Annotated in this window: 9 protein-coding genes; 6 read left to right on the plus strand and 3 right to left on the minus strand. The window is 34.0% G+C overall.

The features are described 5' to 3' along the window. Window positions 1-293: 293 nt before the first annotated feature. From MYRA21_RS05840 to MYRA21_RS05850, 3 genes are all read left to right on the plus strand, one after another. Entirely contained in the window at window positions 294-1,142 is an 849-nt protein-coding gene (locus MYRA21_RS05840) for a class I SAM-dependent methyltransferase (protein ID WP_006257904.1), read from the plus strand. A gap of 268 nt (window positions 1,143-1,410) precedes the next feature. Continuing rightward, window positions 1,411-2,001, plus strand: coding sequence for an OmpH family outer membrane protein (locus MYRA21_RS05845; RefSeq protein WP_006257903.1), 591 nt, complete (start codon window positions 1,411-1,413; stop codon window positions 1,999-2,001). A 93-nt stretch (window positions 2,002-2,094) separates the two neighbouring features. Next, a complete protein-coding gene (locus tag MYRA21_RS05850; RefSeq protein ID WP_006257902.1) occupies window positions 2,095-4,374 on the plus strand; it encodes a helix-turn-helix domain-containing protein in 2,280 nt (759 codons plus the stop codon). Between the two features lie 243 nt (window positions 4,375-4,617). Here the strand turns inward: MYRA21_RS05850 and MYRA21_RS05855 are convergent, their stop codons facing one another. Continuing rightward, window positions 4,618-5,766, minus strand: a complete 1,149-nt coding sequence (locus MYRA21_RS05855; RefSeq protein WP_006257901.1) for a DNA polymerase III subunit delta' — start codon at window positions 5,764-5,766, stop codon at window positions 4,618-4,620. A 522-nt stretch (window positions 5,767-6,288) separates the two neighbouring features. Here MYRA21_RS05855 and pgk point away from each other — a divergent pair. Genes pgk through MYRA21_RS05870 form a run of 3 tightly spaced genes read left to right on the plus strand, consistent with a single transcriptional unit; the run spans window position 6,289 to window position 10,051 of the window. Next, entirely contained in the window at window positions 6,289-7,479 is a 1,191-nt protein-coding gene (pgk, locus tag MYRA21_RS05860; RefSeq protein ID WP_006257900.1) for a phosphoglycerate kinase, read from the plus strand. Between the two features lie 55 nt (window positions 7,480-7,534). After that, the gene (locus tag MYRA21_RS05865) at window positions 7,535-9,043 is read left to right on the plus strand and encodes a lytic transglycosylase domain-containing protein (RefSeq protein WP_006257899.1); all 1,509 of its coding nucleotides are present in this window, start codon (window positions 7,535-7,537) and stop codon (window positions 9,041-9,043) included. Window positions 9,044-9,055: 12 nt separating this feature from the next. Then, entirely contained in the window at window positions 9,056-10,051 is a 996-nt protein-coding gene (locus tag MYRA21_RS05870; RefSeq protein WP_225581450.1) for a DUF4837 family protein, read from the plus strand. 43 nt (window positions 10,052-10,094) lie between these two features. Here MYRA21_RS05870 and MYRA21_RS05875 read toward each other — a convergent pair whose 3' ends face one another. Together MYRA21_RS05875 and MYRA21_RS05880 are read right to left on the minus strand one after the other, a co-directional pair. Beyond that, window positions 10,095-12,077 carry a KUP/HAK/KT family potassium transporter gene (locus tag MYRA21_RS05875; RefSeq protein ID WP_006257897.1) on the minus strand — a complete coding sequence of 661 codons (1,983 nt, stop codon included), beginning with the start codon at window positions 12,075-12,077 and terminating at the stop codon, window positions 10,095-10,097. Window positions 12,078-12,175: 98 nt separating this feature from the next. Next, window positions 12,176-13,045, minus strand: a complete 870-nt coding sequence (locus MYRA21_RS05880; protein ID WP_006257896.1) for a tyrosine-protein phosphatase — start codon at window positions 13,043-13,045, stop codon at window positions 12,176-12,178. Window positions 13,046-13,235: the final 190 nt, after the last annotated feature.

Genomic DNA, 13,235 nt, shown 5'->3' on the forward strand with positions numbered 1-13,235 from the left:
AAAATGAAGTTTAATGAAAGGAAGGAACGAAGCTTTCTAGTTATCTACTTTATATTTTTAGTTAGAGTAATTGTTTAGGTTATCTATTTTAGTTTAGTACTTTTTGTTTTTTAAGTGAATTTTTAAGGGTTGTTATTCGACGTTAAATAATAACTTTAAGTAACATTTTTAGACTTAGGTTTTCTCTCTTTTTATTTTAAAATTCCCCTTAACTAAGTCATTATTTTTTTGTGGTTTTAGAATCATACCCGATATATGTTGTTTATATTTGTGTGGCTTTTAAAACTTCATTGATGGAAATTAATGCAACTATTAAATATATAGAAGTAGAAGATCATTCTGTTTCTAAAGAGAAATTTGAACTTTATTTAGATGAGAAGTTTCAGTTATTAAAAACTGAACCAGTTCCTGATTTGGATAAATTAGATAGTTATTATGAAAGCCCTGAATACATTTCTCATACAGATAGTAAAAAGACTTTCTTCGATAAAGTATATCAAACGATCAAATCAAAAGCTATACAGAATAAGTACAAAATACTTGAAGATATTAAAAGTGATCAAGGTGTACTTTTAGACATAGGATGTGGAACAGGGGAGTTTCTATTAGAAGGGAAAAGTAGAGGTTGGTCTGTTTTGGGCTTTGAACCAAATAATGGAGCTCGACAATTAAGCTTAAATAAAGGAATCACCTTAGTAGATTCTCTAGATGATATAGAAGATCATTCTGTAGATGTTATTACGATGTGGCATGTGTTAGAACATATACCTGATTTAGATAAACAGATAATGATGCTTCAACGTATATTAAAAAAAGAAGGAACACTGATTGTCGCTGTACCTAATTATAATTCTTACGACGCTAAGTATTATGGTGAATATTGGGCAGCTTATGATGTACCTCGTCACCTTTGGCATTTTTCTCAAAAGTCAATTCCATTACTTTTTAATCTTTACCAATTTGAATTAGTAGAAACATATCCAATGTTGTTCGATAGTTTTTATGTTTCACTTTTATCTGAACAATATAAAACAGGAAAGAAGAATTGGTTTAAAGCTTTTCGTGTTGGATTAAAATCAAATATTGAAGCAAGAGCAAATTTAGAGTACTCTTCACTGATTTATTACTTAAAAAAGAACTAAGCTACTTTTTAGTAGGATAAGATGTTTTTTTAGCTCTTTAGAAGTACTATTTCTTATTTTAAAGCGATTTAAGCGAGTTTCTACTTAGTAGTGATGTCTTTGTATTCCTTTTTTGAGATAATAGTTATTTTAGTGGTTTAAAAAAGGTGTTATGTATTAGGTTTATCTATATAGTTGAATGTATTTGATAGATTTTTATTATATCTTAATTATTTTTATTTAACTGTAAAAAGTTTATTACATTTACAACAGGTTTAAAAAAGCGAAAATGAAAAAAACTATTTTAATGCTAGGTATAGCTGGATTATTATTTTCATGTAATAATAATGCAACTCCTGCTACTGAATTCAAAACTGCTTATGTAGATTCTGCTAAGTTGATGAAGGAGTATGAAGAGATGAAGGATATGGAATCAAAATATAAGATCCAATCTGAAGAAAAAGGAAAAAGCTTAGAAGCTGAAGTTGCTAAGTTCCAACAAGAGGTTCAAAACTTCCAAGCTAATGCTCGTCAAAAAGGACAAGCATGGGCTGAGCAAACTGCTGCTAACCTTCAAAGAAAAGAGCAAGAATTACAGTTTAAACAACAAACTTTAATGCAAGCTTTACAAAAAGAGAGCGGTGAGGAAATGGAAGCTGTAGTGAAAAAAGTAAAAGAACATATCGCTGAGTATGCTAAAAAGAATAACTTAGACTATGTATTCAATACTGAGGATGCATCTACTGTTATCTATAGTAAAGACGGTAATGATGTTACTGAAATCATGATCAAAGAATTAAATGCTAAATATAAAGGTAGTGCTACTCCTGCTAAATTAGAGGAAACAAAACCTGCAGAAAGCAAAGAAGATAAAAAGTAATATCTTTGAATTACTTTAGAGAAAGCCCTTGTTTTAACAGGGGCTTTTTTCGTTTAGTACAGTTTTATTATCGTATTTTGTAAAAAAAAAGGAATGACTAATTTTTCAGAAGAAGCAGAATACGTTTTAAAGTTTATCAATGAGACGAATAGATCTCTTTTTTTGACAGGAAAGGCTGGTACTGGTAAAACTACCTTGTTAAAAGAAATTATTAATACTACACATAAGAATGCAGTAATAGTAGCTCCTACTGGGATAGCGGCTTTGAACGCAGGTGGAGTGACTATACATTCTTTTTTTCATTTGCCTTTTGCTGCTTTTGTTCCTGATACTAAGAATCCTCCTATTTTTACTGATACAATCAAGTTTGAAAATCGCGTATCGCTAAGGCGTCATATGCTGATGAGTAATGCTCGTAGAGCGTTGTTCTTAAACATGGATTTGTTGATTATAGACGAGGTCAGTATGTTGCGTGCAGATGTACTAGATGCGATGAACTTTATGTTACAGACTGTGCGTAAAAGTCAACAACCTTTTGGTGGAGTACAGGTTCTTTTTATAGGAGATTTATTACAGTTGCCACCCGTAGTCAAGAACCAAGAATGGGATGTGTTGAAGCGCTATTATGACGGGGTATATTTCTTCCATTCAGAAGTTGTTAGACAGTATCCTCCCTTGTATATCGAGTTAGAGAAAGTGTATAGACAGTCGGATCAAGTGTTTATTAACTTGCTAAATAATCTTCGCAATAATCGTGTATCTAGAGAGGATCTGGCACTCTTAAATCAGTATACCAACCCTAACTTTAATATAAAAGATAATCCTGGTTATATCACTCTAAGTACACATAATGCTAAGGCGGACAAGATTAATGAAGACGCACTTAGAGGATTGTTTACGAAGGAGTTTAGTTTTATGCCTGAAGTCGTGGGAGATTTTCCTGAAAAGATATATCCTATCGAGGCTAAAATGACGCTTAAAGAAGGTGCTCAGGTTATTTTTATTAAGAATGATATCTCTCCTGAGAAGCGATTCTACAACGGTAAAATGGGAATGGTGAAGACCTTGACTAAGCATGAGATATTCATAGAGTTTGAAAATAAAGAAGTCATTGAAGTAGAACGATACGAGTGGCAGAATATAAAATATACGGTTGACCCTAATACTAAGGAAATCGTAGAAGAGGTCTTAGGTACCTTTAGTCATTATCCGCTTAAGCTAGCATGGGCTATTACAGTGCATAAGAGTCAAGGGCTTACCTTTGATAAAGCTGTTTTAGACGTATCTAAGGTGTTTTTACCTGGGCAGGCTTATGTTGCCTTATCTAGACTTCGTTCGTTAGAAGGATTAGTTTTATTATCACCTATACAGATGAACGGCTTAGTCAATGATGAGGATGTAATGAGCTATGCAGAGAATAAGGCTGGTGCAGAAGAATTAAATCTGCAATTAAAGATAGAGACAAAGAACTTTCTTCGAAACTATCTGATACAGACCTATTCTTGGTTTAACCTTAGTACACAATGGCATACGCACCTTTATAGTTATAATGCCGAGGCGGAGAGAAGTAAGAAAAGTGCATTTATGGGCTGGGCTCAGCGTATGACAAATCACTTAGATGAAATGGTTGTTCACTCAGAGAAATTTGTCAATCAGTTAAGAGCGTTGTTTGAAGAAGAACCTTTCAGATTTGAGTTTACTAAAGAACGTGTACTTAAAGCGTATGATTACTTTTTCCCTCGTTTAGATCATATGGTTTTTGAGTTATTGTTCACTATAGCACAGGTAAAAACTGCGAAGAAATCAAAGGCGTTCTATGAAGAATTAGTACCGTTAGAAGAGTCGTTATTGAAGACGGTTATTCAGATGAAGAAGGCTTCTATTATGTTGAAGTTAATAGAAGAGGATAAGAAGATATGTAAGGAGAATCTGCGCTCACTAGAGATCAGCGAGTATAAGATTAACCATTTAGTCAATATCGCTAATCTGATAAGAAGTACTAAACTAGGAGTAGAAGAGGAGGAAGATATAGAAGTGTATTCTTCTAGTCCGAAGACGAAGTCGAAAGAGAAAAAGAAGTCTACGTTTGTCATTACCCTAGAGATGTGGAAAGAGAAGATGAGTATAGAAGATATTGCATTAACTAGAAAACTGACTACGACTACGATTTATTCTCATATCGGTAAGTTGATTATGGATGGGCATATTACCTTAGAGGAAGTATTGCCAAAAGAACGTATAGAGGAGTTAACCGCTTTATTTGAAAAGAGTAAGGGAATGACATTATCTGAGATTAAAGTGAATGCAGAAGAGGACTTCTCATGGGAAGAATTAAAGTTGTATCAACGTGCAATGGCTCAGAAAGAGGAGTAAGGTATATACTGAAGTAAACATACTGTCATTAGAGAATGAATCAAGTGTGGGGCTTATTTGCTTTTGCTTTGCTAGGGGAGTGCTTGCAGTATTCTAGCACATTCCTTCGACAAAACACCTGTTTTGCCTAGGATTCTCCAAGGAAAGTCCTAGGAATCTGCAAGAAAGTGCAAGCTAAAGCTATACTCTTCTAAATAGAAACAATAAAAAAACGGTCGTATTCATCGAATGCGACCGTTTTTATTACTTCTTATGTATTAACCGTGTTAGCTTTATAGATAGATCTGTGAAGATCATTTTAGCATTACCATTTCGTTCTATATGGTAGATAGCATCACCTAGCTCTTGGTATATTTCATTTATATTTTCTCCGTTGACAAAGGGAGCAAAGTTTTCTAGTTTAAACTTATCTACTGTCGTTTTATAATACACTAGTTCTGGAGTTTGATAGTTTAACAGCAGAGCCTGTCTGAATAGTTCTATACAGAACTCTATAAACTGTTTTTGCTGTTCACGCCCTAAAGCAGCTAGTTCCTCACTCCATTCTATTAATTCTTGAATTACTGCAGCATTTCCCTTGGCTCTAAAGGCTGCTCGTACCCATTGTACAAACCATTTCTCATAAGGTAAGGCATTCGCTTTATTATGCAGTAAGCTCAGTGCTTTATTATAACTTCCTTGCGATTGATTAGCGATCATGATGGCTTCCTGTGGATCACATTGCTCACGTTGTATTAAAGCTTCTTGTATTTCGATAGCGTTAAGCGGAGGAAACTTTAGTACTTGACATCTCGAGAGGATAGTCTGTAGAATATTCTTCTCGTTCTCTGCGATTAGGATAAACACTGTTTTAGCAGGTGGTTCTTCTAATAGCTTTAGTAGTTTATTAGAAGCCTCAGTATTTAGCTTATCTGCCATCCAAATGATCATAATCTTATAACCACCTTCAAAGGATTTTAAGGCAAGTTTCTTCAGTACTTCACTCGCTTCATCTACTCCTATTTGTCCTTGTTTATTCTGAATATCAATGTGGGTGTACCAATCGAAAAGGTTTCCGTATTTATTTGTTTTTAAAAAACTACGCCATTGTTCTGCGAATAGATCACTAGTAGCATTCCTTTTTACAGCTTCTGTCGTAGCTACAGGATACACAAAGTGTAAGTCTGGGTGAGCAAGATTGTTGAATTTGATATTACAGGCATCATTTCCTCCTGTGTTTTCATTACCCGTATTTTTGCATAGTAAATACTGTGCGTAGGCGATAGCCATAGGTAAAGTACCTGTACCTTCTCCACCAATAAATAACTGTGCATGAGGTACACGACCTGATGCAGCTGACTGTATCAAATGATTCTTTAAAAAGGATTGCCCTATAATATCTGAAAATTGCATAAGGCAAAGATAAATTAATTATCAAGTGTTTAAAATAATCAGATTCATAATTGTACAACTATTTTATTTCTGTTTAGAGAATATTTACCTTCACAAAATAAGGTTTGTTCTATAACAATGTATTGTAATGATACAGCTTATTATGGGGTACTAAATCTATGAAGTGATGATTAAGTCAATGTGTTTTGCGTTTAGTTTTGTGTTAGGAGTATCTATTTTGTTTGTTATTTAGAGTTTTTTAGACAAGTTCTAGTCTATAACTGTTCTAAAATTAAAAATAGTTTAAATATTTATTTGCCCTTATTATTTTGTATTTCTGTCTGTAAATACTATAATATTGAATAATAAATATATGTAAAGTGTAATATATTTATTAATAACTCTGTTTATTGGTGTATTTATAAAAGACTAATGAGTGTAATATGTTAAAATTTTCGTTTAACAATATAATAATCAGGTAGTCTGATATCGAAAAAGATTTATATTTGTGTAACTTATCGTAAAATATATAAAAAAGTAAAGATGAAATCTATTGATAGTTTTGATTTTAAAGATCAAAAGGTGTTGGTTAGAGTTGACTTTAATGTTCCCCTAGATGAGAATTTTAATGTTACAGATACAAATAGAATAGAGGCTGCAAAACCTACTATTGAAAAAATAGTAAAAGAGGGTGGTGTAGCTATCTTAATGTCTCACTTAGGAAGACCTAAGGGAGAGCGCAATGACAAGTATTCACTACGTCATATCGTTGCAAAAACAGAAGAGATTTTAGGACATAAAGTTACTTTTGTGAACGACTGTGTAGGAAGTACAGTTAAGGAAGCTATCGCAGCTAGTAAAGCTGGAGATATCATCTTATTAGAGAATCTACGTTTCTACGCAGAGGAAGAAAAAGGTGATGAAGGGTTCTCAAAACAATTAGCTGAGTTAGCTGATTTTTATGTGAATGATGCTTTTGGTACTGCACATAGAGCACATGCTTCTACTACTATCGTAGCGAAGTACTTTGCTGATAAAAAATGCTTTGGTTATTTATTAGCTAAAGAGATAGAGAGTTTAAATAAGGTATTGAATAGTACTGATAAGCCTGTTACAGCTGTATTAGGTGGTTCTAAAGTATCTTCTAAAATTACGATTATCGAGAATATCTTAGATAAGATAGATCACATGATTATCGGTGGAGGGATGACTTTTACGTTTATTAAAGCTCTAGGTGGTAAGATCGGTAATTCTATCTGCGAAGATGATAAGCTAGATTTAGCTTTAGATATTTTGAAAAAAGCGAAAGAGAAGAATGTACAAGTACACTTACCTGTGGATATTTTGGCTGCTGATGCATTCGCTGCTGATGCGAATGTACAAGTGGTAGCTGCTAATGAAATTCCTGAAGGATGGCAAGGTTTAGATGTAGGTCCTAAGACATTAGAGAGCTTAAAACCTGTGGTAGCTGAGTCAAAAATCATCTTGTGGAATGGTCCTTTAGGAGTATTCGAGATGGAGAAATTCGCGAATGGTACGATCGAGTTAGGTAACTTCATTGCTGAAGCTACTAAAAATGGTACTTTTTCATTAGTAGGAGGTGGAGACTCTGTAGCTGCTGTAAAACAGTTCGGTCTAGCGCCTAAGATGAGTTATGTTTCTACTGGAGGTGGAGCAATGTTGGAAATGTTGGAAGGTCAAGTATTACCAGGAATTAAAGCAATACAAGAATAATAGTAGGTCCCTATGTTTATATACCAAGCATAGGGATTTTATAATACATAGCGCGATGAATTACAAAGTATTAACTTTATTAGCATGCGGTCTTTTTTCGTACTCAGTCATGGGACAGAATGAGCCTAGTACGCTTACAGAAGTAGCAAAGAAAGAAATGAGCCCAGAGGTGTATCTGGACTCTATTAAAAAGACATTCGTTAACCATGCTAGTAGTGCCTCTATAGAGAAGCGCTGGTTGAATGAGTTATTGAACCAAGATTTATTTAATGAGCTAGAGAACGAGTTAGCTGATGCAAACTTTGACGAAGGAGATGTTCGTTTTGATGAATTACCTACTGAGCTTTTAAAAGAACGTTTAAAAAGATTAAATGAGAAAACACCTTTTAATGTTGAATACAATGAAACATTAGAGCGAGTGATTAAATCATTTTTAAAGAATAGAAAACGTTCTTTTGAGAGGTTATTAGGCTTATCAGAATACTATTTCCCGATGTTTGAGGAGCAATTAGCAAAACAAAATGTTCCTTTAGAGGTTAAGTATTTATCTATAGTAGAATCTGCACTTAATCCTGTAGCTCGTTCTAGAGTGGGAGCTACTGGTCTATGGCAATTCATGTATCCTACAGGTAAACAATATAATCTAGAAGTTACTTCTTATATAGACGATCGTATAGATCCATTAAAGTCATCTGAGGCAGCTGCTAAGTTTTTGTCAGACTTGTATGGTATGTTTGGTGATTGGGATTTAGTATTAGCATCATATAACGCTGGACCAGGTAACGTGAGTAAAGCGATTCGTCGTTCTAATGGATATACGAATTACTGGAATATTAGACCAAATCTTCCACGTGAAACACAAAACTATTTGCCTGCATTCTACGCTACTATGTATATTTTTGAATATGCAAAAGAGCATGGTATCACGTCTAAAAATGCACCTATAAAGGTAGTGGAGACTGATACAATAGCGATTAAGAAAACAATGTCTTTTGACCAAATCGCTAATTTATTAGATGTCTCTAAAGAAGAAATAGAGTTCTTAAACCCAACTTATAAGTTACAAGTGATTCCTTATGATAGTGGTAAGTTGAACTTCTTAAGACTACCTATAAAGAAAATAGGTTTAATGGCCTCTAATGAAGAAAAGATGTATGCTTATGTAGATTTTTTAGATTCTAAAAAGGAACAACCAAACTATGCTGTAGTTGCAGAATCTATAGTAGAAAGTAGCTCTGTTAATCCGCGTTATCACACGATACGCAAGGGTGAGAGTGTAGGTACTATTGCTAATAAATACGGTATTTCGGTTGCACAATTAAAGAAATTAAATAATCTAAAAGGAAATCTAATCTACCCTGGTAAGAAATTAGTAGTAGGTAAAAAAGCGGTGGCTCAAGCGTCAGGTGGTACTAAGAATAATTTCTATACTGTGCAGAGAGGAGATTCTTTATCCTCTATAAGTAAGAAGTTTGCTGGAGTGACTGTGTCTAAATTAAAGTCCTTAAATAATATGAAGGACTCAGATGACATTCGTCCAGGTATGAAGTTAAGACTTAATTAGAAGAAGATAAGAGTGAGGTATATTGGTTATGTATTGTTAGTATTGTTTGCACTCGTTGGGTGTAGAGACAGGTCTGCTAAGAATAGATCTAATAATCCTATGGATGAACCTCACCAGATACTTATAGTCATTAATGATAGACTATGGTATGGTAGTGTAGGGGATAGTATAAGAGAACATCTGGCTGTACCTATAGAAGGAATTACACCACCAGAGTCTACTTTTTCTTTAGAACAGATCTCACCTAATCTATTTTCTTCACGTACGAAGAATAGAAGAAATATAATCGTCTTTTCGGATAACTATAGTAACAATAGTTTTCTGTTTGAGAAAGATAAGTATACTGCTGGTCAGATGTACTTTACAGTAAGTGGAGATTCTAGAAAGGGACTAATAAGCGAGTTTAAGAAGAATTCAGACTCGATTGTGAGTTCTATTTTGCGCTCTGAGTTTGATGTCGTTGCAAAGCGTATTCTTGAAGGGAAGATAGTTGATATTGATTATTTTCAAGACAAGTTTCAAGTAAGCCTTAATTTGCCTACTACGTATAAGTTGGTTGGAAGTAATTACCACTTTGTATGGTTTAAAAAGAATATTGCTTCAGGTAATAGTAATATTCTGATTTACGATGTACCAATAGATAGAATTGAGAATACAGATGATACTATTCTAAATAACTTATTAGCAGTGAAGGATTCAGTGAATGGTAAGTACATACATTCTATAGAAGATAATTCGTATCTAAGGCTCAATGAAGGGTTTATTCCTAATAATAAAGAGTTTGTAAGACAAGGAAGAAAGGTCTATGAGTTCACTGGAGATTGGGACATGCATAATAGCTTTATGAGTGGTCCTTATATGAGTTATGTGTTCCGTGATGAATCAGCTAGTAGGTATCTGTTTATAGAAGGGTTAGTATATAATCCAGCTATGGGTAAGAGAGGTATCTTAATGGAAGTAGAATCAATCGTCAACTCATTAAAGTTTAATGAGAGCGAAACAAATTAAATAGAAGTAAAAAGGCGTTCATCACTGAACGCCTTTTTATGTTTTAATACCTTCTGTGTAGAGGTAATTCTTCTATAGGATTTATCACCATTGGGAATCGCTCTACGGTTACAGCACTACTGTCAAGCCCAAAGGCCTTTTCTTCTGACAAGGCTAACTTTTTAAGCCATTCATATAGTGTAAGTATGATTGTTTCATGAGCAGGTAGCTCATTATCATAAGACAGTTCTTTCTCTATCAATACATATTCAAAGTCTGTATAGATATTGTTTTTTTGTAAAGAGGTGTATTTACTGATTACATCTACTTCTCCTGTTTCTGTTAACTCTTTGAGTACTTGTTTCATGAGTACACTGATCTTTTGGTCATTTCTAAAACCTAGATAAAAGTCAACACGGATAATATTATCAGCACCTATCTTCTGTATTTTGTATTCTAAGTTATAAGGTTGATCACTTACATTGACATGTATAAACCAATAGTTATCTGCTCTTTTAGGTCTACGTTGTGTGATAGAATACAATGCTTTATATTCTATTTTAGAGCATGTATTGGAGTTGGTTAGATAGATTAGATTAGAAGCAAATTTAGGAATGCTTGTATCTCCACTGATATCTAGAAGAATGTCTTTATACTGTTCTATATTGACAAACTCAGTATAGTTCTTTCTTATCTTCTTCGCTAGGTAGTTTATAATCATCGTACCTGCTAGTAAAGACGCTATGATAACAGTAACATAACCACCATGAGTGAACTTCTGAACGTTAGCAATAAAGAATGAGACTTCTAAACTTAGGTATATTAATTCGACTAATACGATTACAACAATATGTACACGTTTTAGGTACATATAATAACCTAGTAAGATTGTAGTCATAATCATACATAAGGTAATCGCTAGTCCATATGCAGCTTCCATATTACCCGACTCTTCGAAGTGCAAGACTACGAATACACAGCCTAAGAATAGTAACCAGTTGATAGAAGGAATATATAGTTGACCTTTTACATTGGTTGGGAATTTTACTTTTACTTTTGGCCATAAGTTAAGTCTTATCGCTTCATTGATTAGTGTAAAGGATCCGCTTATTAGGGCTTGTGATGCGATTACAGCCGCTATTGTTGCAATGGCTATACCAAATGGTAAGAACCACTCAGGCATAACTAAAAAGAAAGGGTTTGCGGGGTTTTGATTATCTGGTGATAGTTGTAGTAGTGTTTGGTTAGAAAAGTTGATTAAATAAGCTCCTTGTCCAAAATAACACAACACTAGCATCGCTTTTACAAATGCCCAAGTGATGCGTATATTTTTTATCCCACAATGTCCTAGATCGCTATAAAGTGCTTCTGCACCTGTAGTACATAGAAAGACAAATCCCAATACAAAATATCCTTCTGAGTGTATAGAAAGTAAATGAACTGCATAATAAGGATTTAAAGCCTTTAGTACTGTAAGGTTATCCATTAAGTGAAATAGACCAATTATCCCTATCATTAAGAACCACAAAGTCATCATAGGGCCAAAGAATTTGCCAATAGCCTTGGTACCAAATTGTTGGATGACAAAGAGAATAAAGATAATCCCTATCACTATCGGAATAGTCTGTAGGTTTGGTTCATATATTCTAAGTCCTTCTATAGCTGATGATATTGAGATAGGAGGGGTGATAATACCATCGGCTAATAGTGCACTACCTCCAATAATAGCAGGAATGATTAACCAACGTTTCTTCAACCTCTTGACTAAAGTATAGAGTGAGAATATACCTCCTTCACCATTATTATCTGCCTTTAGGGTTAGAAAAACATACTTAATGGTCGTCTGTAAGGTTAAGGTCCAAAAAACGCATGAAATAGCTCCTAAGACAATATCCTCTCGGATAATCTCTTTTCCTATGATGGCTTTCATTACATAAAGTGGGGATGTACCAATGTCTCCATAGATAATACCTAAGGTCACCAGTAGTGTTCCTAAGGTTATTTTATTCAATTGAGAACTGTGGCCATGTGATGACTGTGCTTGCATAAAAGTGTCGGATTTAAACTTGTAATTTGTAACGATATGGTTACTAATAAGCTAATAGTCAGAATAGGAATATATACCACTCCATGGCTAGTCTTAGTTTAGTAAAGATATTTTGCTTTTAATAAAGCGATATCCACTTCTAATATTTCTGTTAGGTACTGTTCTACAGAATTATAATATTCTTCTATAGTATTCAATGCTTTTGCTAAGAATTGTTCTTGTACTGTGAATAGGGTTAGAAGTGTTTCGGCTTGTTGTGTTTCTAGATTAAATTGTTGTTGTATCTGTTGTATATCGAGATTGACATATTGATTAGTCAATAGGTAATCTTCTATCACTGTATGTTGATTCACGCCTAGAGCAGATAGGAGTAGAGCAGCAGCGAAGCCTGTTCTATCTTTACCTGCAGTACAGTTAAACATTAGTGGAGCCTCAGAACATTCTACCTCTCTAAAGAAAGCTTTGTATTGACTTTGGTTGTGGAGTACCAGTTGTTCATTGATATCCACTAAGAGTTTAGTAGCTAGGTTTATATCTCCCTTTTGTACGATCTGCATGACCTGATTCTTACTAAGATTACCAGGAGTGATCGGTAGAAGTACTTCATTAGTTACTGTTTTTGGTAACAGTGTTTTCTGCTCTTCACTTTCTTCTTCACTTCTAAAGTCTACTATTGTAGTCAGCGGAAGTGAGCTAAGGTAGTTTAAATCTACGTCAGTTAGGTTACTCAATTGTCCTGAGCGGAATAAGCACCCCCATTTGACTGTTTTGTTGTCCTCTGTTTGATATCCGCCTAGATCTCTGAAGTTAGACTGACCTTCTAAAGGTAGTTGGCGCAATCTGTTATTAGCTACTTCAAGAGCTTGGTGTGTAGTATTAAGGTCTAGAGTGCTTTTGTTAGGGGTAGAGATGTGTTCTACATCACTATCTGTTTCAATTAAACAATTTCCTTTTTCTAAATTTTGCATAGAGCTATCACTATTTTAAAGCCTGAACAAACTCAGGTATATTTATAACAATGCTTTTCTGAACTCTTACATGTAAGTAGCATTAGATGCTAGATATTGTAAAAATGATCAACTCAATCAAGAATAAATAATACCTTTAAACAATAAAAAGATACTTATTTATTAGTATTTAATGATTAATAATCAGAAA

Source organism: Myroides sp. A21, from assembly GCF_000807225.1.
Taxonomy (GTDB): domain Bacteria; phylum Bacteroidota; class Bacteroidia; order Flavobacteriales; family Flavobacteriaceae; genus Flavobacterium; species Flavobacterium odoratimimum.